General features: G+C 39.6%; 18 protein-coding genes. 9 read left to right on the top strand and 9 right to left on the bottom strand.

From position 1 onward, the window contains the following. Window positions 1-62: 62 nt before the first annotated feature. Window positions 63-575: a tetratricopeptide repeat protein gene (locus AC1M9D_RS08570; RefSeq protein ID WP_481611943.1), complete on the bottom strand. Its 513-nt coding sequence runs from the start codon at window positions 573-575 to the stop codon at window positions 63-65. A gap of 292 nt (window positions 576-867) precedes the next feature. Here AC1M9D_RS08570 and AC1M9D_RS08575 point away from each other — a divergent pair, with 292 nt between their 5' ends. Then, the gene (locus tag AC1M9D_RS08575; RefSeq protein ID WP_481611944.1) at window positions 868-2,466 is read left to right on the top strand and encodes a bifunctional 3-(3-hydroxy-phenyl)propionate/3-hydroxycinnamic acid hydroxylase; all 1,599 of its coding nucleotides are present in this window, start codon (window positions 868-870) and stop codon (window positions 2,464-2,466) included. A 77-nt stretch (window positions 2,467-2,543) separates the two neighbouring features. On the opposite strand, the gene AC1M9D_RS08580 is transcribed toward AC1M9D_RS08575, so the two are convergent. The 4 genes from AC1M9D_RS08580 to AC1M9D_RS08595 form a co-directional block, all read right to left on the bottom strand. Then, window positions 2,544-3,437, bottom strand: coding sequence for a LysR substrate-binding domain-containing protein (locus tag AC1M9D_RS08580; RefSeq protein ID WP_481610707.1), 894 nt, complete (start codon window positions 3,435-3,437; stop codon window positions 2,544-2,546). 156 nt (window positions 3,438-3,593) lie between these two features. Further along, window positions 3,594-3,932, bottom strand: a complete 339-nt coding sequence (locus AC1M9D_RS08585) for a DUF3325 domain-containing protein (protein WP_481588494.1) — start codon at window positions 3,930-3,932, stop codon at window positions 3,594-3,596. Between the two features lie 5 nt (window positions 3,933-3,937). Then, window positions 3,938-5,716 (bottom strand): PepSY-associated TM helix domain-containing protein, encoded by a 1,779-nt coding sequence (locus AC1M9D_RS08590; RefSeq protein WP_481611945.1) that lies wholly within the window; start codon window positions 5,714-5,716, stop codon window positions 3,938-3,940. Between the two features lie 3 nt (window positions 5,717-5,719). Beyond that, window positions 5,720-6,073, bottom strand: a complete 354-nt coding sequence (locus AC1M9D_RS08595; RefSeq protein ID WP_481611946.1) for a hypothetical protein — start codon at window positions 6,071-6,073, stop codon at window positions 5,720-5,722. A 163-nt stretch (window positions 6,074-6,236) separates the two neighbouring features. On the opposite strand from AC1M9D_RS08595, the gene rutD reads away from it, so the two are divergent. From rutD to AC1M9D_RS08630, 7 genes are all read left to right on the top strand, one after another. Then, window positions 6,237-7,031, top strand: coding sequence for a pyrimidine utilization protein D (gene rutD, locus AC1M9D_RS08600; RefSeq protein ID WP_481611947.1), 795 nt, complete (start codon window positions 6,237-6,239; stop codon window positions 7,029-7,031). 300 nt (window positions 7,032-7,331) lie between these two features. Then, complete coding sequence (gene rutA / locus AC1M9D_RS08605; RefSeq protein ID WP_481611948.1) at window positions 7,332-8,444, top strand: pyrimidine utilization protein A; 1,113 nt, start codon at window positions 7,332-7,334, stop codon at window positions 8,442-8,444. After that, a complete protein-coding gene (gene rutB, locus AC1M9D_RS08610) occupies window positions 8,441-9,190 on the top strand; it encodes a pyrimidine utilization protein B (protein WP_481611949.1) in 750 nt (249 codons plus the stop codon). Before rutA ends, rutB begins: the two co-directional genes overlap by 4 nt. Before the next feature lie 33 nt (window positions 9,191-9,223). Next, window positions 9,224-9,604, top strand: a complete 381-nt coding sequence (rutC, locus tag AC1M9D_RS08615) for a pyrimidine utilization protein C (RefSeq protein ID WP_481611950.1) — start codon at window positions 9,224-9,226, stop codon at window positions 9,602-9,604. Window positions 9,605-9,674: 70 nt separating this feature from the next. After that, window positions 9,675-10,214: an NADH-dependent FMN reductase RutF gene (rutF, locus tag AC1M9D_RS08620; protein WP_481610703.1), complete on the top strand. Its 540-nt coding sequence runs from the start codon at window positions 9,675-9,677 to the stop codon at window positions 10,212-10,214. Between the two features lie 28 nt (window positions 10,215-10,242). Continuing rightward, window positions 10,243-11,613, top strand: a complete 1,371-nt coding sequence (gene rutG / locus AC1M9D_RS08625) for a pyrimidine utilization transport protein G (RefSeq protein ID WP_481586610.1) — start codon at window positions 10,243-10,245, stop codon at window positions 11,611-11,613. A gap of 13 nt (window positions 11,614-11,626) precedes the next feature. Further along, window positions 11,627-12,493: an NAD(P)-dependent oxidoreductase gene (locus AC1M9D_RS08630; RefSeq protein ID WP_481594190.1), complete on the top strand. Its 867-nt coding sequence runs from the start codon at window positions 11,627-11,629 to the stop codon at window positions 12,491-12,493. Between the two features lie 71 nt (window positions 12,494-12,564). On the opposite strand, the gene AC1M9D_RS08635 is transcribed toward AC1M9D_RS08630, so the two are convergent. From AC1M9D_RS08635 to lipA, 4 genes are all read right to left on the bottom strand, one after another. Continuing rightward, entirely contained in the window at window positions 12,565-12,948 is a 384-nt protein-coding gene (locus AC1M9D_RS08635; protein WP_179998434.1) for a carboxymuconolactone decarboxylase family protein, read from the bottom strand. Window positions 12,949-12,998: 50 nt separating this feature from the next. Continuing rightward, a complete protein-coding gene (locus tag AC1M9D_RS08640; protein ID WP_481594191.1) occupies window positions 12,999-14,180 on the bottom strand; it encodes a thiolase family protein in 1,182 nt (393 codons plus the stop codon). Between the two features lie 259 nt (window positions 14,181-14,439). After that, window positions 14,440-16,914 (bottom strand): acyl-CoA dehydrogenase, encoded by a 2,475-nt coding sequence (locus AC1M9D_RS08645; RefSeq protein ID WP_481611951.1) that lies wholly within the window; start codon window positions 16,912-16,914, stop codon window positions 14,440-14,442. 282 nt (window positions 16,915-17,196) lie between these two features. Next, window positions 17,197-18,210: a lipoyl synthase gene (gene lipA, locus AC1M9D_RS08650; RefSeq protein WP_481611952.1), complete on the bottom strand. Its 1,014-nt coding sequence runs from the start codon at window positions 18,208-18,210 to the stop codon at window positions 17,197-17,199. 210 nt (window positions 18,211-18,420) lie between these two features. Here lipA and sthA point away from each other — a divergent pair, with 210 nt between their 5' ends. Next, a complete protein-coding gene (sthA, locus tag AC1M9D_RS08655) occupies window positions 18,421-19,836 on the top strand; it encodes a Si-specific NAD(P)(+) transhydrogenase (RefSeq protein WP_035265673.1) in 1,416 nt (471 codons plus the stop codon). Window positions 19,837-19,899 lie beyond the last annotated feature (63 nt).

The raw sequence follows: 19,899 nt of genomic DNA on the forward strand, positions 1-19,899 counted from the left end.
AGTAGCTCAATAAAAAGCCTTCAATCATGAAGGCTTTTGAGACAAAAAAAACGAGATTTATCTTAAGTGCTTGATTGAGCCTTTTCCTGCCAATAATTAGCTTTTTCCTCGTTGACATCCACACCTAAACCATGTGCATAGATGGCAGATAAATCACGCATTGCTTGAGTGTCACCAAGTTCAGCGGATTGAGTCACCAATTCAACAGATTTTTGTACATCTTTTTCGACCACATTACCACGACGGTAATAACCTGCGAGCTCTAAAATCGCAGCAGCATGTTGATGTTTACTTGCTTGCGTGAGCCAGTTAAAACCGTACTCAAAGTTTAGTTTTGCATCCTCAGGATCTTCTTCTAAAACTTCTTTCGCATAATGGGTATAACCTTCCCCTAACCAGTACATCGCTTCGACATGACCCAATTGACCAGCACGTAAAGCCCATTCTTCTGCAAGCGCAATGTCTTCATCGTGTTCACTCGTCATATAAAGTTCAGCAAGTTCAAATTGAGCAGCGGCATTACCTGCATGAGCACGATTTTCGAGAGCAATCGGGACGGTAACACGTTTAGTCATAGTGGGATTCCATGGCTTCAAAGCGAAGCAAAAAATATTAAAGTTGTTCCCTTATTATACTGCAAAACCGATTCAAAGCTTGAGTAGTATGGTTCGAGCCTATTTACTAAGATATTTTGTAGATGAATTACAAATTTAACTATAGGTAAAAGCTATAGATGGGCGACATAAATTAAGGTTTTTTGATGGAATTGAAGTAAAAGTGACAATTTCTTAAATTTCATAAGACCTTAGCATAACTTTTTCCTATGCTGAAAATCCTCTCTAATGCGAATATTAGAGGAGATTGACCATGTCACAGACCAACACTTATTCAGCAGATGTGATCGTACTTGGTGCGGGCCCAGTCGGTTTAACGATGGCGAACGGCCTTGGCCTTGCGGGCTTAAAAGTAAAAGTGATTGAACAGCTCGATCAATTGATTGATTATCCTCGTGCAATTGGTATTGATGATGAATCTCTAAGAACAATGCAATCGATTGGCTTGATCAACAAAGTATTGCCGCATACCACTCCCGATCATGCGATGCGTTTTCTTACGCCTTCAGGCCGTTGTTTTGCAGATATTCAACCTAAAACACGTGAGTTTGGTTTCCCTCGTCGTAACGCATTCGTACAACCTTATGTTGATGCAGAATTATTGGAAGGTTTAGAACGTTTTGACGATGTGGAAGTACTTTTTTCTCGTCAACTCCAAAGTTTTAAGCAGACTGAAGATCAAGTTGAAGTTCAAATCCAAAATAAAGATAAAACAATTGAATATATAACTGCAAAGTATCTTGTGGCATGTGATGGCGGTAATAGCTACGTTCGCCGTATGTTGAATATTCCTTTTGAAGGTAAAACTGCACCAAACCAATGGATTGTTGTCGATATTGCAAACGATCCATTGGCGACACCACATATTTACTTATGTTGTGATCCAGTACGTCCATATGTGTCAGCGGCTTTACCACATGGTATCCGTCGTTTTGAATTTATGGTGATGCCAGGGGAGACGCAAGAGCAACTGAGTCAACCTGAAAACATGGCTAAACTATTATCCAAAGTATTACCAAACACTGAAAATATCGATGTGATCCGAAATCGTGTTTATACCCATAATGCACGTATTGCCAGTAGATTTAAAGAAGGGCGTATCTTACTTGCGGGAGATGCAGCGCACATTATGCCAGTATGGCAGGGACAGGGTTATAACAGTGGAATGCGTGATGCGTTCAATTTATCTTGGAAACTGGCTATGGTCGTACAAGGTAAAGTAGATGCTAAAGTTCTAGATTCTTATCAAGAAGAGCGTCATGATCATGCCAAAGCGATGATTGATTTATCTGTTACAGCAGGCCATGTGCTAGCTCCGCCTAAAAAATGGCAAGGTACTGCGCGTGATGCTATTTCATATGTCCTAAATTACATTAAACCAGTTAAACAATATTTGTTGGAAATGCGCTTTAAGCCAATGCCACAATATAAATCTGGTATTTTGGTTGGACAGGTCAATAAGACATCACCAATCGGTAAAATGTTTATTCAACCTAAAATGCAAGATAGCACAGGTCATGTGAAATTACTGGATGATTTTATTGGTCAAGGCTTTGCTATTATTGCTTGGGGAGTAGATCCGACTTGGGGACTCACACCAAAAAGTATTCAAAAATGGAAAGCATTGGGTGTGAAATTTATTAAAGTCGTTCCACCTGAACAATTGAATACTGATGCTCATGATGATGAAATATTGACACTTGGGGATACGGAGCATGCGATTCGAGCATGGTTTGGTCGTACTCAATACTCGATGGCATTTTTAAGACCAGATAAATTTGTCGTTGGCTTAAGTATTCCTCAGACGAGCGAAGAGCTCAGTCAAAAACTGTTTGATAAACTTGGCGTTTAATCAAAAAGTTTAAGACTAATCTAAAAGAAAACCTGCAAATTTGCAGGTTTTTTATTTTTAAAATAGCGTTCAAAGTTTTAAAAAATATGACAATGAAAGTGTTGGCTTAGAATATTTTTCACAGTTTGCAAATGCTTACTTTGATCTTGTTTTCTGAAACTCAAATATAAGCTGATATTCGGTAAATCGATTTCAGTTGACTTAATTAAGACATTTTCACTGAGTAAGCTTTCAACATATTTTGGAACAATGGTCCAACCGACTTGCATCGCTACAAGATTAATATTCATTAAAATGTTACTCGAGTATTGAGCAACTTGAATAGATGTATTTAGAGCTTCAAAAATGTTTTGAATTTTATGGAACAAAATCGGTGAGGCAGTTTCCTCGCTCATGATAAATTTTTGGGCAATTAAATCCTGTTTTGAAATACAGTCTAAATGCGCATGGCCTGAATGACGAGGAATCAGCAAGATCAGAGGCTCACTGAACAATTCGATAGAGGCAATATGCTCATCATCGATACATTGGCGAGTGAATGCGACATCAATTTTTTGATCACGAAGTGCTTGGATTTGATGTACACAGCTCAAACTATGAAATTGAATATCTAAATCAGGCTGTTGTGCACGAATAATAGGCATGACATAAGGAAAAATTTTCATTTCTGCCACAGGTAAAAAACCAATATTTAATTTATTTTTCTTGGTATTCGCCATAATTTGAATCTTGTGTTTGGCCTCTTGAGCAAGTTTCAATATATGTCGAGCATCTTTTAAAAAAGTTTCTCCTTCCTCTGTGAGCGATAAGCTTCTGCTTTTACGAATCAGCAGGGATGTACCTAATTCCGCTTCAAGGTCTTTAATTTGCTGGCTTAAAGAGGGCTGCGCTATAAAAAGTTTTTCTGCAGCACGCGTAAAATTAAGTTCTTCGGCAACTGAGACGAAATATTTCAAATGTCGAAGTTCCATGCGTGCCGATCCTTAACCGCCATAATAAATGAGGTTGATTATACGTTTGAATTGCTAGAACTTCAGCGTGATTCACGTTTAAAGCTAATTTAAGAAGAAAAAAACCGACCCATATTTAAATGAAATATTGGTCGGTTTTTTTATCAAGTAGAGTATTTAAATGATGAGGAAGATCAAGCTGATGAATCCAATAAAGGATACGCCCAAAATGATTTTTTTCATTTGTGACTCAAAATAGGTCAGACAAAGTGCAACAAAAAGCGCAGCGAATGTCAGTACACCAATCCAATAACTCATCATATTACTGACTTGTCCTTTGCTCATGCAGAGGATAAGCCCTAACGACAGGAATCCCCATCCAACCATTGAGGCTATTTTCTGGTGTTTAGCACTCAATGTTTGACCAAAAATTTGTTTTTGATGCTTTTGCATTGCACTGGCTAAACCTATAAAACCTAAAGTACAAACTGCCCAAATGAGGAGAAAAAAGCTCATGGTGATTACCCCTCTACCTTAGGTAAAACTTGACTCTTTTTTAATGGAGTTCCTTGATGATTTTGAACTTTGTAAAGTGCAAAATAAAAAACCACTGCTAAAACTAGCATCGCCAGATCGAACGAAGCGATAACCCATTGACCGTGAGCTATAGAACGCCATAAAGGTTGACCACCTGTGATAAAGTTTACAAGCGGAAGTAAAGCGAAAAGCAGGGTAGCGAGACCCAGTAATTCAAGCCAAGCTTGGCGATGGGTGCGAAAAACAGCATAAACAAGTGTGAAGAGCCACACAATAAAGAATGTACGGATTTCCCAGTTTAAACGCATTTCCATGTTGGCAGGGATAAAACGGTTTGCATAAAAATAAGCTGCACAAGCAATAGGTAAGCCGATAATCGCAGCGATGTTGGTAATCTCGACCGTACGATACCCAAAGGATTTATAACCTTGTTTCGCTTGTTGAGGTGCACGTTTGACGCACCATAAAATTAATCCTGTTGCGACCATTAGCGTGCCAACGATACCAGAAAAAAAGAGTATCCAACGTAAGGCTAAATCAACTCCTCGTGCTTCATGTAGAACAGTGGCAACATTGTAAATGCCATTGGGAATAGAAGGATTTTTGAGTTGAGTGGAATCATCTGTAATGTTTTGACCTGTCACACCATTGAAGTCTAAAGTTTCATATACGCCACGATGAGCGATACTTGCGCCGTGTAAAGCACGTAACTCAATGGTCGCCTTCGATGTATTTGGTGCTTTAATTGTGATCGAACCAATCGGATTGTTTTTCCACTTCGCTTCAGCTTGAGTGAGGATCGGAGCAATATCTGTAAGTGGTGCAGGTTCAGCTTTTCGATCTTGGTTGCGCGTACGTCGACTTTCACCTCGATTCTTTCTCTCACCATCCATTTTGTTAGTATGTTCATTTGATGCTGACTGCGTACCACGAGCCTCAATTTCTGTACGCGCATTCATCATCGAGCGCTGATTTCCTTGCGGTTGATCAGTACGAGTCTGCCCTTGTGGTTCTGCTGGATTTTGAATTAAGGATTTTCGTTGGTCTTGTAGAAAGGCGCCACGATTGTCATAAATTTGCTGTACCCCCCACGGCATGATGGTAAACAATAATAAAAGTAAACCACTAAAAGTGATCATGATATGAAAGGGAAGTGCGAATACAGCTGTTGCATTATGTGCGTCTAACCAAGAACGCTGTCCTTTACCTGTTCTAAAGGTAAAGAAATCTTTAAGGATTTTCTTATGGGTGATGATGCCACTAATAATTGCAACAAGCATAAACATGGTTGCTATGCCCACAATCCAACGTGACCATATACGTGGCATTCCGTATAATTCAAAATGGAAACGATACAGAAAACTACCCCCACGGGTTTCACGGGCTTCTAATACTTCACCTGTGGCACTGTCAATCGTCACACGTTTACCACCGCGACGAGCATTGGGATCTTCTCCGACACTCCGGATATTCAGTGTGGTGTAATTTTGACGAGCATTGGGTAATTGAATTCCCCAGCTCCCTGCATCAGCATGATTATTCTGCAAATATTGCAGAGCCACTTGCGTCTGCTCGAGTTGAGATTGGCTTGGAATCGATTGGTGATACTCGGGCTTCATCCATGTACTGATTTCTGCTTGGAAAAAACTCAAAGTACCAGTTACAAAGATGGCATACAGCAACCATCCTAGTATCAAACTAGCCCAAGTATGTAACCATGACATAGACTGACGTGGGCTTTCAGCTTTGGCATCACTTCTCATGAATTAGTTCCCCATGATTTTATAGATGAGAAATAAAGCAAGGCTAGGTAAGACGATGCCCAATGTGGCTTTCCTGGTTTTGTGAACCATAAAAACCCAAATAAACGCTGCACACTGTAAACAGAAAGCAATGAGCGTTGCTGACATCGCTGCGCTCGATTGAAATGTGCTAAATGTTTGTGCAATCACGATAGCAGAGAGGGATGCAAGCAAATAACCTCCAATACCCGCCAATAAAAAACGATAGAGCACCATCAGGCGATAACTGATAGAAACTGATTTAGTAGTCTTACGAGTTTTTTTTACTTGATTCCCAAGTGTTAACTCGCCTGGTAGTTCGAATTCTGTACTGTTCATAAAAGTAAGAAATTGTGAGTGTATGTAATCATTGTAAATGATAACAATTATTGTTTATCTTTAGAATTATAAATTTGGCATTTTAGAAATAAATTTTTAATTGAATTAGCTTGGGCATGTTAATTGCAGCGTTGTAGATATTTTTTATCGATAGGTAAAATTTATGACGTATCAAGTTTTTTACTGTAAATCTAATCCTGATGCTCAATTTGTGTTGTTATCTTCAGGGCTAGGAGGACATGGACATTTTTGGCATCCTCAATTAGATATATTGACTCGTTTTTTTCATGTTATTACATATGATCAAGAAGGATGTCATGCAGATGCTGCATTACTAGCACCAACTTATTCAATGACCGATATGGCAATGCAAGTTATACAGATTTTAGAGGATCTAAAGATCGATGAATTCCATTTTATCGGTCATGCTTTAGGTGGGCATATTGGAGCGGAGTTAGCCGTTTTAATTCAAAATACAAAATTGGAAATGTTGAGTTTGACCAGTATTAATGCCTGGGACTCACTAGACCCACATACGCTCAAATGTTTCGAAGCTCGAGAATCGTTATTACAAAATGCTGGTGCAGAGGCATATGTTAGAGCTCAAGCATTATTTCTTTATCCACCCGTATGGATCTCTGTTAATATCGATCAAATACAACAAGCAGAAAATAATCAACTCCGAAACTTTCCACCAAAAGAGAATCTACTAAGACGTCTGAAGGCTTTAAAGGAATTTAAAATAACAAATGAACATATCACCGCACTTCAACGAACTCCAATTCACTTGATTGCAAACCGTGATGATTTCTTGGTTCCAGTACATAAGACTCTTGATCTTCAGAAAAATTTTGTACATGCACAATGCTCAATTTTTGATGTAGGTGCACATGCTTCTACTGTGACTGAGCCAAATATCACTAATCAGGCACTTATTCAATTTCTTCGATCACTCTAGCATTTGAAACTTTTCAATTGCATATAAAAACCCACGATTGAGATCGTGGGTTTTTTAATTATTTTACCAAATGGTATTTTTTGGAACATCTTGTGCACTTTTTTATGACGTTATTTAGGAGTAATGGGTATTGGGATTATGTGATTAATTTATCATAAGGTAAAATATAAAATTATTAAGTTATTGTAATATATAATAAAATAATAATTGGCACAGCATTTGCTAAATATCTAATACAAGCTCGAAAGCTTAATCCTACTAAATCAAATTTAACTGATCGTTAAATTAGGAGTGTTAGATATGAAAATTGGTGTCTTTTGTCCGATCGGAAATAATGGCTGGTTACTCTCAGAAAATGCTCCTCAATACAAACCAAGTTTTGAGTTAAATAAAAAAATTGTCCAACGCGCAGAGCATTACGGTTTTGACTTTGCATTGTCTATGATCAAGCTGCGTGGTTTCGGGGGTAAAACTGAGTTTTGGGATCACAACCTAGAAACTTTTACGCTTATGGCGGGGCTTGCTGCAGTCACCAGCAAAATAAAAATTTATGCAACAGCTGCGACGCTAGTGATGCCGCCTGCCATAGTTGCACGCATGGCATCTACGATTGATTCAATTTCGAATGGTCGTTTCGGCCTAAATGTCGTCACAGGTTGGCAAGCGCCAGAATATACCCAAATGGGCATGTGGCCCGGTGATGAATATTTCGGAAAGCGTTACGAATACTTATCTGAATACGTACAAATTCTGCGTGGATTATGGGCAACAGGTAAATCTGATTTTAAAGGTGACCATTTCCAAATGGATGATTGCCGAGTTAGCCCACGCCCGCAAGCAGAGATGAAAATTATCTGCGCTGGTCAATCGGATACAGGTTTGGAATTTTCTGCTCAACACGCTGATTACAATTTTGTTTTTGGTAAAGGGCTTAATACACCAACAGCATATGCAGAAATCAACGATCGTTTAAAAGCAAAAACAGATATTACGGGTCGTGATGTTCAAACCTACGTTTTGTTCATGATTATCGCTGCTGAAACAGACGAAGAAGCGATGGCGAAGTGGCAACATTATAACGATGGCGCTGATATTGAAGCGATCAACTGGTTAATGAATCAAGGCGGAAAAGATACTAAATCTGGTGCAGATACTAATATTCGTCAAATGGCTTCATCAGTATCACCAGTCAACATCAATATGGGAACGTTGGTGGGTTCTTACGAAACTATCGCAAAAATGCTAGATGAGATTAGTGAGGTGAAAGGAACTGAAGGCATTTTACTGACATTTGATGATTTTGTTGAAGGTGTTGAAAGTTTTGGACAACGGATTCAGCCGCTTATGAAATGTCGTGAACATGTTGTGGTTGAAAGAATGAGTTCAGAACCTGTGTTGGAGAAAATCGCATGAGTCATTTAGAAAATACCGTTGAAGCTGGATTTACTGCACAAGCGGGTACGGGTGTAAAACTCAAAGCCGAACCGGAAAATATTGTGCTTGCACCAGAGCAAACAGCACTAATCGTGATTGATATGCAAAATGCGTATACGTCAAAAGGTGGTTATTTAGATCTTGCTGGGTTTGATGTGTCGACGACAAAACCTGTGGTTGAAAATATTAAAAAGGCAGTTTCTGCAGCACATGATGCTGGTATTCAAGTGATCTATTTCAAAAACGGTTGGGATAATCAATATCGTGAAGCAGGTGGTATTGATTCACCAAACTTTCATAAATCAAATGCACTGAAGACCATGCGTAAGCGTCCTGAGCTACAAGGAAAATTGTTAGCAAAAGGGGATTGGGATTTTGAGTTGATTGATGAGTTGGTGCCAGCTCCTCAAGATATTGTGATTGAAAAGCCTCGTTATAGTGGATTCTTTAACACAGCGCTAGACAGCATGCTCAGAGTGCGTGGAATTCGTAATTTGGTTTTTGTTGGTATCGCGACCAATGTATGTGTTGAATCGACGCTCAGAGATGGCTTCTTTCTAGAATATTTTGGCGTGGCTTTAGACGATGCCTGTCATCAAGCAGGGCCAAAAGAAGCCCATCTCGCAAGTATGTACAACATAAAAACCTTCTTTGGATGGGTGTCGGATACAGAAAGTTTTATCAGTAGTTTTGCAGATCAACCAACACTCGCTGAAAGCGCATAAATATTTATAGATTCTAAAATTAGGAAATAAGTCATGTCAAAAGAAGTCATTATTCCAGTGGGTTCAGGTAAGCCACTCGCACCGTATTCGCCAGCAACTAAAGCAGACAACATTGTCTATGTTTCAGGCACTTTGCCTTTTGATGAAAACAACAATGTAGTTCATGTTGGAGACGTAACAGCACAGACACGCCATGTCCTTGAAACAATAAAGAAGGTCATCGAAACTGCTGGCGGAACAATGTCTGACATTACTTTCAACCATATTTTTCTGACAGATTGGGCAAACTACGCTGCAATGAATGAAGTATATGCCGAATATTTTCCGAATGCAGAACCAGCTCGTTACTGTGTTCAAACAGGATTAGTCAAACCTGATGCACTCATCGAAATTGCTTCGATTGCTCATGTTTAATTTGAAAGCTTTCATCACCCTATTATGAGTTCCTCACTGACTGCTTAGGCGATGAGGGATGGAGAACACTATGAATGCAAATGTGAAATCAATCAATTTACCCGAGGCAGTGAGTGCCACATTCAATATTGACCAACAGGTTTTTAGGCAAGGAATGTCGAATTTAGGTGCAGCTGTCAATGTCATTACTACAGCTGGTCTAGCAGGAAAAGCTGGCTTCACTGCTTCAGCTGTATGTAGTGTGACAGATACGCCACCAACATTGCTGGTATGTCTAAATCGATCAGCATCAGTATTTGAAACATTTAAAAGTAATCAGGTTTTGTGTGTCAATACTTTAAGTAGTAGTCAAAAGCATTTATCAAATGTGTTTGGGGGTAAAACTCCAATGGCAGAACGTTTCGAAAAGGGGGATTGGTCAACATTAGTCACAGGTGCACCTATTTTAGAAGGTGCGCTAGTGAGTTTTGATTGTGAAGTCGTACAAAGTTTATCGGTGGGCAGTCATGATGTTTTGTTCTGCCATGTAAAGGGGATGAAACAGCAAGCGGGTGAAAAAGCCCTCATGTATTTTAACCGCGCATATTGCGAGCCAGTTCCAATGGTCTAAAACAGCATGCTTGATCAGGAGAAGGTCGATGAGCACAAAAGAAACATGGTTTCCAAAATTTAAACCTTTCCAAGGAAATCTAGACACGACCGCAGTTCAAGTAGATGAGTACTTGCCGCCAGGTAAAAGTATGGTATTGGGGCTGCAGCATGCATTTGCAATGTTTGGAGCAACAGTACTTGCCCCTTTACTGATGGGTTTCGATCCGAATCTTACAATGTTTATTACGGGTATTGGGACAATATTATTTTTCCTAATGACTGGGGGGCGTATGCCGAGCTATTTAGGTTCGAGCTTCGCTTTCATTGGAGCAGTCATTGCAGTCACTGGTTATACCGGTGTTGGCTTAAATCCAAACTTAGGCTTAGCACTTGGCGGTACCATTGCATGCGGTATTTTGTACGCCTTGATCGGTTTGATCGTGATGAAAACTGGCACAGCATGGATTGAAAAATTGATGCCACCAATTGTGACTGGAGCAATTGTGATGATCATTGGTTTGCATTTAGCGCCAGTGGCGATCAAAAGTGTCTCTGCTAATCAGTTTGATTCATGGATGGCTCTAATCACGATTATTTGTATTAGTGTAATCGCCGTATTTACTAAGGGCATGATCCGTAGATTGTTATTGCTCATTGGCTTAGTGGCTTCTTACTTTATTTATTTTTTACTCACCAATGTTTTGGGTTTTGGTACAGCGATCGATTTTACTAAAGTCAGTGAGGCAGCTTGGTTCGGTTTACCTACTTTTCATGCGCCAGTGTTTGAATTTAATGCCATGCTGCTTATTGCTCCCGTAGCGATCATCTTAGTTGCAGAGAATCTAGGACATTTCAAAGCGGTATCTGCAATGACTGGACGTAATCTTTCACCATATATGGGACGAGGTTTCTTTGCAGATGGTGTATGTACGACCTTGTCTGCATCAGTCGGTGGAACAGGAATGACAACATATGCTGAGAACATTGGAGTTATGGCGGTAACCAAAATTTATGCTACCACTATATTTTTATTTGCTGGCGTATTTGCAATCTTGCTAGGACTATCACCAAAATTTGGCGCGGTTATTAGTACGATTCCTGTCGCATTATTAGGGGGAGCTTCGATTGTTGTTTTCGGTCTGATTACAGTGGCCGGTGCTAAAATTTGGGTGGACAACCGCGTAGATTTTACCAAAAACAGTACTCTGTTGATTGCTGCTGTCACCTTAATTATGGGGACAGGCAATTATAGTTTACAAATTGGCAATTTTGATTTGGGTGGAATAGGGACTGCAACATTAGCGGCTATTTTATTGAATCTTTTCTTAAATCGCGAAGATAAAAATGCGCAAACAGTAGAGCTCGAAAACAAACCGCATTCAGCAGAAGCAACGGCACTCCCTAATACTCAAATTTAAGGTGAAATTAAAAATGAAAATTGCATTTATCGGTTTAGGTGCTATGGGATGGCACATGGCGAGCCATTTACCAAAACTAGGATTTGAAGTTTTAGTTTGGAACCGTAATTTTGAAAAAGCAGAAGCACATGCACAAACATTTGGTACTAAAGCGACCTCTGTCGATCAAGCAGTGAAAGCAGATTTTATTTTCACTTGCTTACCCACCAGTGCAGATGTCGAACAGCTTATTGCTCAAAATCCTCCGGTCAAGGGGAGCGTATGGATCGACTGTACCAGTGGTGTACCTATAAGTGCTTTAAAACTTGCAAATCAGTTGAAATTTAATGGTGTTGAATATTTAGATGCCCCCGTTTCTGGGCAAACTATAGGTGCTGAAAAAGGGACACTGACGGTAATGGTTGGGGGTGATTTCGATGCTTATAAGCGTGCAAAACCGATTATTCAGGCATTTGCAGGATTAATTGAATATGTCGGGGAGAGTGGTTCTGGATTTGCTGTTAAAGCGGTGAATAATACGTTGATGGCAACCCATCTATGGGCACTTGCAGAAGGATTGACGGTATTAAAATCAAAAGGAGTAGATTTGAATAGTGCATTAAATTGTATTAATCATTCTAGTGGTAAAAGTTCAATGTCTGAAAATATTATGGCGCAACGTGTCTTGAGTCGTGCATTTCCAAAAACCTTCGCCTTAGATCTTTTACAAAAGGATATTGGAATTGCGACCGATCTAATTCAAGAGCAAGCTTTGGATTTGCCAACGATGCAACTTATACAAAATCAGTATATGCAAATTGAAAAAGTGAAAGCTCAAGATTCTGATTTTTCAGCTGTGGTTCAGGTGCTTGAACATCAATCTAAAATTGAATTAAGTTAAATCTAGCGTCCAAATACCTTAAATACCGCTTAATGTAGATTAAGCGGTTTATCTATGAATGCTCAATGAGATTAGCTTTGTTGATATTCATTAATGACTTCTAACGCGGCTCTAAATGCTTCTTGTGTAGCTGGAGCACCACAGTACGGCAAGCTGTGCAAAAGAACCTCTTGGATTTCCTCAACAGTTGCGCCGTTATTTAAAGCACCACGTACATGACCTTTAAGTTCTGTTGGGCTTTTTTGGGCTGTTAAAAATGCAATCGTGATTAACGAACGATACTTGCGTGGTAAAACGCCTTCACGTTGCCAAGTTGAACCCCATGCATGCTCATTAATCCAATCTTGAAGTGGTTGAGTAAATGGAACTGTATTGTCTTGTGCACGTTTGACAAAAGTTTCTCCCATCACTTCGGTACGAACTTTTAAACCATTTTCATAATCTTGTTTTGACATTTTTTTCCTCATAAAAAAAGCGCATCCTGAGATGCGCTATAGCATAAATATTAAGCTGGGATTTCAATCGCAATCGCAGTTGCTTCTCCACCACCAATGCAAAGTGCGGCAACACCTTTTGTTTTACCTAAGCGTTTTAATGCATGGATGAGAGTCAAAATAATTCGTGAACCTGATGACCCCAATGGATGTCCGAGTGCACAAGCTCCACCGTGGATATTCACTTTTTCAGGATCTAAATGAAAAGCATCGATCGCTGCCATGGTCACCATCGCAAACGCTTCATTAATTTCCCACAAATCCACGTCTTCAACAGTCCAGCCCGCTTTGTTTAATACTTTTTCTATTGCACCAACAGGTGCGATGGTAAATTCTGATGGGTGTTGAGAGTGCGTTGCGTAAGCTTTAATCGTTGCTAAAGTTGAAAGTCCCTTTGCTGTTGCGAGTTCAGCAGAAGTCACTAAAAATGCTGATGCACCATCACTAATTGAACTGGCATTGGCTGCAGTAATTGTACCGTCTTTAGCAAATGCTGGGCGTAGCGTAGGAATTTTATCAATTTTTGCTGTAAATGGATTTTCATCTTGGGCAACGATGACATCGCCTTTACGTGAACTTACTGTAACGGGGGTGATTTCATTTTTGAAATAATTATTTTGAATCGCATTCTGAGCACGAGTTAAGGAGCGAATCGCGAAATCGTCTTGTTGTTCACGTGTGTAGTTTTTCTTATCTGCCATTTCTTGAGCAAGAATACCCATTGAATAGCCAGTTTCAGCATCTTCCAAACCTTCTTGGAACATGTGATCAATCACTTTGCCATGTCCCATACGGAAACCAGAACGTGCTTTGTCCATGAGATAAGGTGCATTCGACATGGATTCCATTCCGCCAGCGACAATAATATTTGCCGAGCCAGCTTTAATGGCATCTGCAGCTTGCATCACGGCTTTCATGCCAGACCCACAGATTTTATTGATCGTTGTTGCACCTACATGATCTGGTACACCTGCAATTCGCATCGCTTGACGAGCAGGGCCTTGTTTTAATCCCGCAGGTAAAACACAGCCCATAATCACTTCATCTAGTTGGTCTGCAGCAAGCTTAGATTGGTCAAGTACGGCTTTAATGACTTCAGCACCAAGTTGCGGGGCTGTTAAGCTTGAAAGTCCTCCCTGAAAGCTACCCATAGCGGTACGGCTACCTGCAACTAATACGATTTCTTGACTCATAGCGTTGATCCTTGTCCTGTAGTTTATATGATTCAAATGCGTGTCAATTTCATATGTTTAAAATTTAATGACAGCTATTTTATTAGTTGTAATCACATTATCATAAAAAAATGAATAAAGATTCATTATTTTGTTTTCATTTAATTTCGCTTATTTTGATGTTGTTTTCTATAACACCATAGTGGAATGAAATATAAAAAGTGGAATAAAAAATAAAAAACGACCCTTTAGGATCGTTTTTTCAGAAGCAATTGAGTGACTAGTGTTGTGTAGAGTGTGACAACGCCTGAGCGTGAGGGTTCTCAAGTTCTAAACTTTGATTAAGTTCAGTATCGAAAACATCAGTCAACATACTGTCAAAACGTTTAGCGTTATACGTAAGCAACTGATCTGCTTCAGCTTGAGTGATGAAATTCTCCTTAAGAGCAGATTCAATATGCTCTTCGAAAGTCAGACCTGTAAATTGGCCTTTAGATTCAGCCTTTTTAAACTTATTCCATAAATCCTCAATTTGAAGCAACATTTGGAATGTAGACTCCATGCGTCCATTGACATCATCGGAATCAGTGCTATAGAAGACATGTTTTTTTAATTCATCGCGGAAAGCATTTTCCTGAAGAATTAGTTCACCTAATTTAAGTTTCAAGGCATCTGATGGTTGAGTAATAGGACGACCAAAAGGGAAACAAATAAGTTTGACTAAACTTGCGGCAATTTTTACAGGGAAGTTATCAAACAGACCATAGAACGCTTCTTGAGATGCATATAATGCTTTCTCAAGTGCGAGTTTAGCGTGCAGTTGTTCAGCTTCAGTACGTTGACCATTTTCATAAAATTTAAGAATAGCAGTCGCAATAAATAAGTGTGAATGCATATCTGCTAATCGTCCAGACAGCATTTCTTTGCGTTTGATATCACCTGCAAGGAGGCCTAAGCACATGTCTGCGACTAAGGCAAAATTAGCACTCAAACGATTAATGGTTTTGTAGTAAGGGCGACTGAAATCATCAGCCTTTACTGAACCTTCTGTTGATCCGCCTATAAAACCATAAGCAAATGATTTAGCGGTTCGATTAAATGTATAACCCAAATGCTTATAAAGAATGTCATTAAACTCTTTTAAGGCTGCATCTTTATTTTCGGCTTGTAAAAGTTGTAATTCTTCAAATAAATAGGGATGACAACGCATCGAACCTTGACCAAAAATCATCAGTGAACGACTCAGAATATTGGCACCCTCAACAGTAATCGAAACAGGGATCGCTTGGTACATGAGCGCCAAGAAGTTACGAGGACCCATTTGGATAGCACGCCCGCCCACAATGTCCATACTATGATTAACAATCTTACGCATGGTCTCAGTTGCGTAGTATTTTGCCATTGCAGTCATGACTGCAGGTTTACCCCCTTGGTTTAGGCCACAAGTCACTAGGTAACGGAATGCTTCAAGCATATAGGTATCGCTAGCGATATCACTTGAAACCTCTTGAACACCTTCGAATTTACCGACTGAAATTTTGAATTGTTGACGGACACGAGCAAAGGCGCCGACATTTAAATAACACATTTCACCTGCAGCTGTTGATAGTGCTGGAAGAGAAATACCGCGGCCAACTGCCAGACATTCCATCAGCATACGCCAGCCTTTACCTGCATTTTCTACACCACCAATAATCCAATCCAGCGGAATGAAGACATCTTTACCATCCACGGTACCATTCATAAATGGCGAACCTGGATTATGGCGTGCTCCTACAATCACACCTTCATGATCAGCTGGTAATAGGGCACATGTGATTCCGTATTCAGTTTTGTTTTTATCACCTAGTAAACCTTCAGGGTCATATAATTTGAAAGCTAAACCGACCACCGTAGCAACAGGGGCAAGTGTAATCCAACGTTTGGAAAAATTCATTTTTAGGCCAAGAACTTCTTGTCCTTCAAATTGACCATAACAAACCACACCTGTGTCAGGAATTGCACCTGCATCTGAACCTGCTTCAGGGCTTGTTAAACCAAAACATGGAATTTCTTCACCTTTTGCTAAACCTGGTAAATAACGATTCTTTTGATCTTCAGTACCGTAGTGTAAGAGTAATTCTCCTGGACCTAAAGAGTTAGGCACCATACAACTGACAGCAGTGGTAAGTGAGCGCGAGGCAATCTTACTCATGATACGGCTTTGCGCAAATGAGCTGAATTGTTTACCGCCGTATTCTTTAGGGATAATTAAACCCAGAAAACCTTTGGATTTAATAAATGACCAGACTTCTTCAGGGAGGTCTTTACGATGATGGTGAATATCCCATTCATCCAGCATCTGGCAGAGCTGTTCGACTTCATGATCGATAAATGATTGTTCTTCTTCAGACAGCGTGGGGTACGGATACTGATCAAATTTCTTCCAGTCTGGTGCCCCCATAAATAATTCTTTTTCCCACCAACTGGTTCCTGCATCCAATGCTTCACGCTCGGTACTACTCATTGTTGGCATTGCATTGGCTAGAGCTTTATAGGCAGGTTGTGTAATAAATTTCATTCTTAACGTATCAATACTGACAATCAATGAAATTAGGATAAAAGGAATACCGAGTATCAGCGACCAAGGGCTGATCAACGCAACTAAAATAGATACGACTGTGAGTGTGATAGCCCCAGAAGTTCTTGAGAATTCGAAATAAAAAATAGCCCAGAGTGTTATAACTAGAATAATTAAACTGAGTATAAAAAACATTATGAACTGCTCCATTTATGATTTGGTCATGGAGCCAATACCCACAGTAAATTTAATCAAAGCACAAACATCAGATCTACAGCGATATTGGATCATGAAATGTGAAACGAAAGCGTTGAGTTCTAAAACGGACGCATATTAATACTTATATTGGATAAGATTGTTTGAAAAATATTCAAAATTCAAGCTGAAGAGAGATAAGAAATGTGTCAATAAGTAATTGAGAATTATAAAAACCACAAACAAAAAAGCCCTCATACGAGGGCTTTAAAGTAAGAAGAATTATGCTTCGATTGTTTGAACAGTAATTTTCTTTGCAGGATCAGCTTTACGACGAACTGCTGGTACTGGTTCGCCATAGTATTGACGATCAGCAAAATAACTTGAACGTACCATTGGTGCAGCCCAAATATTTTTAAAGCCTAATTTTTGGCCATGTGCTGTATAGCGTTCGAACTCTTCAGGTGTGACGAAGCGATCAATTGGTGCATGTTCTTTCGATGGTTGTAAATATTGACCAATCGTTACATAGTCAACATCGTGTGCTTTGAGGTCATCAAGAAGCGAGAGAACTTCTTCTTCAGTTTCGCCAATACCTACCATCAAGCCACATTTAGTTGGAATATCTGGGCAGTATTCTTTAAACATTTTAAGAAGATTTAAGGAATGTTGATAGTCTGAACCTGGACGCATTGCTTTGTATAAACGTGGTACGGTTTCAATGTTGTGGTTAAACACATCTGGAGGACATTCCGTCATGATGCGTAATGCAATATCCATACGACCACGGAAATCAGGTACTAAAATTTCCAATAATGTATTAGGACTTAAAGCACGCGCTTCTTTAATACAATCAACAAAGTGTTGCGCTCCACCATCGAGTAGATCATCACGGTCTACAGATGTTATAACAGCGTATTTCAAACCTAAGTTTGCAATTGTCTCAGCCATGTGGCGTGGTTCATCTGGGTCTAATGCATTCGGACGACCATGTGCCACATCACAAAATGGGCAACGACGTGTACAAATGTCACCCATAATCATGAAAGTTGCTGTACCACCACCAAAACATTCAGGAAGATTTGGACATGCAGCTTCTTCACACACTGTATGTAATTTTTGTTCACGTAAAGTTGATTTAATGCGTTGAACCTCTTCTGGTGCAGCCATTTTGACGCGAATCCAGTCTGGTTTACGAGGTGCTTCAACCGTAGGAATCACTTTTACAGGAATACGTGCAACTTTCTCAGCGCCACGAAGTTTTTCACCCTGTACTGGTTTACGGTTTTCTGACATATTCAACGATTCCACTAATGTGTGACGGGAGGAAATATTAAAAATAGGTCTCTTATTATAGCGAATTTATGAATAAATTGGGCAAAAACGATATTCATAAAATAAATGTGGCTATCAAGCAATATATGGTATTGAAATACAGCAAATGTGTGCATTTTCAGTCATAATATAAGTTAGATAAATGAAGAGATAATTGTATAGGAGCATTGAATGCCGCGTAAGAAAGAGGTCGTGAGTGGAACCTTTGTCAAATATGATGCAGTCGTTTTAGGTTCAGGCCCTGCTGGTGAAGGTGCGGCAATGAAACTTGCCAAATCAGGCAAGCGCGTTGCAGTAGTTGATATGCGTGAACAACTTGGTGGTAACTGTACGCATGTAGGAACCATTCCAAGTAAAGCTTTACGTCAAACGGTTTCTAGCATTATCCGTTATCAACGTGATCCAATGTTCCAAAAAGTGGGTGATTGGAAACAATTCACCATGAAGCAAGTGCTTCGTAATGCGCATAAAGTGATCCAACAGCAAGTGGATACACACTCGCGTTTTTACGACCGTAACCGCATTGATATTTTCCACGGTCGTGCATATATCCAAGATCAAAATACGGTGGTGATTTTCACGCCTGAAGGTGTGAAAGAAACGATTATTTTTAAACAGTTGGTGATTGCGACAGGTAGTCGTCCATATCGTCCTTCAATTTTAGATTTCAATCACCCACGTGTGTTTGATTCTGACAAAATTTTAGATCTAGATTTTTCAATTCAAAAAATCATTATTTATGGCGCTGGTGTCATTGGCTGTGAATATGCATCTATCTTTATTGGCTTAGATCACAAAGTTGATTTGATTAATACTCAGCATAAATTACTGAGCTATTTAGATGACGAAATTGCTGATGCATTGTCATATCACTTACGTGAACAAGGTGTATTGATTCGCCACAATGAGCAGATTGATCACTTAGAAACATTTGATGATCATGTGGTGTTGCATCTTGAAAGTGGCAAGAAAATTAAAGCTGATGCAATTCTATGGTGTAATGGTCGATCTGGTAATACAGATGGTCTTGGCTTGGAAAATGTTGGCATCAAACCAAACAGTCGCGGACAACTATCAGTGAACGAGCAGTATCAAACTGAGGTTGAAAATATTTATGCTGCGGGTGACGTAATTGGTTGGCCGTCTCTAGCTTCAGCTGCATATGACCAAGGTCGTTGTGCTGGCGCGATTATGAGTGGTGAACAAGGTATCCAACCTGTGGTTGATATTCCTACTGGTATTTATACCATTCCAGAGATTTCATCAATTGGTAAAACTGAGCAGGAATTAACTGAAGAAAAAATTCCTTATGAAGTTGGTCAGGCGTCTTTCCGTCACCTTGCTCGTGCACAAATCACGGGTGATACAGTGGGTGAGTTAAAGATTTTATTCCATCGCGAAACCCTAGAAATTTTAGGTGTGCATTGCTTCGGTAATAATGCTTCTGAAATTATTCATATTGGTCAAGCCGTGATGAATAGTCCGAACAACACCATCAAGTATTTTGTTGAGACAACGTTTAACTACCCAACGATGGCTGAAGCTTATCGCGTAGCAACGTTAAACGGGATGAATCGCTTGTTCTAAGGCAACGTGATGACAAAAAACTCGCAAGTTCAGGCTTGCGAGTTTTTTTATTTTTGCATTTAA

The sequence above is a fragment of the Acinetobacter sp. ANC_7682 genome, from assembly GCF_056779795.1.

Excerpts from the sequence above, each read along its gene's own strand:
- AC1M9D_RS08570 (WP_481611943.1), bottom strand. The coding sequence starts at position 575 with ATGACTAAACGTGTTACCGTCCCGATTGCTCTCGAAAATCGTGCTCAT.
- AC1M9D_RS08575 (WP_481611944.1), top strand. The coding sequence starts at position 868 with ATGTCACAGACCAACACTTATTCAGCAGATGTGATCGTACTTGGTGCG.
- AC1M9D_RS08580 (WP_481610707.1), bottom strand. The coding sequence starts at position 3,437 with ATGGAACTTCGACATTTGAAATATTTCGTCTCAGTTGCCGAAGAACTT.
- AC1M9D_RS08585 (WP_481588494.1), bottom strand. The coding sequence starts at position 3,932 with ATGAGCTTTTTTCTCCTCATTTGGGCAGTTTGTACTTTAGGTTTTATA.
- AC1M9D_RS08590 (WP_481611945.1), bottom strand. The coding sequence starts at position 5,716 with ATGAGAAGTGATGCCAAAGCTGAAAGCCCACGTCAGTCTATGTCATGG.
- AC1M9D_RS08595 (WP_481611946.1), bottom strand. The coding sequence starts at position 6,073 with ATGAACAGTACAGAATTCGAACTACCAGGCGAGTTAACACTTGGGAAT.
- rutD (WP_481611947.1), top strand. The coding sequence starts at position 6,237 with ATGACGTATCAAGTTTTTTACTGTAAATCTAATCCTGATGCTCAATTT.
- rutA (WP_481611948.1), top strand. The coding sequence starts at position 7,332 with ATGAAAATTGGTGTCTTTTGTCCGATCGGAAATAATGGCTGGTTACTC.
- rutB (WP_481611949.1), top strand. The coding sequence starts at position 8,441 with ATGAGTCATTTAGAAAATACCGTTGAAGCTGGATTTACTGCACAAGCG.
- rutC (WP_481611950.1), top strand. The coding sequence starts at position 9,224 with ATGTCAAAAGAAGTCATTATTCCAGTGGGTTCAGGTAAGCCACTCGCA.
- rutF (WP_481610703.1), top strand. The coding sequence starts at position 9,675 with ATGAATGCAAATGTGAAATCAATCAATTTACCCGAGGCAGTGAGTGCC.
- rutG (WP_481586610.1), top strand. The coding sequence starts at position 10,243 with ATGAGCACAAAAGAAACATGGTTTCCAAAATTTAAACCTTTCCAAGGA.
- AC1M9D_RS08630 (WP_481594190.1), top strand. The coding sequence starts at position 11,627 with ATGAAAATTGCATTTATCGGTTTAGGTGCTATGGGATGGCACATGGCG.
- AC1M9D_RS08635 (WP_179998434.1), bottom strand. The coding sequence starts at position 12,948 with ATGTCAAAACAAGATTATGAAAATGGTTTAAAAGTTCGTACCGAAGTG.
- AC1M9D_RS08640 (WP_481594191.1), bottom strand. The coding sequence starts at position 14,180 with ATGAGTCAAGAAATCGTATTAGTTGCAGGTAGCCGTACCGCTATGGGT.
- AC1M9D_RS08645 (WP_481611951.1), bottom strand. The coding sequence starts at position 16,914 with ATGTTTTTTATACTCAGTTTAATTATTCTAGTTATAACACTCTGGGCT.
- lipA (WP_481611952.1), bottom strand. The coding sequence starts at position 18,210 with ATGTCAGAAAACCGTAAACCAGTACAGGGTGAAAAACTTCGTGGCGCT.
- sthA (WP_035265673.1), top strand. The coding sequence starts at position 18,421 with ATGCCGCGTAAGAAAGAGGTCGTGAGTGGAACCTTTGTCAAATATGAT.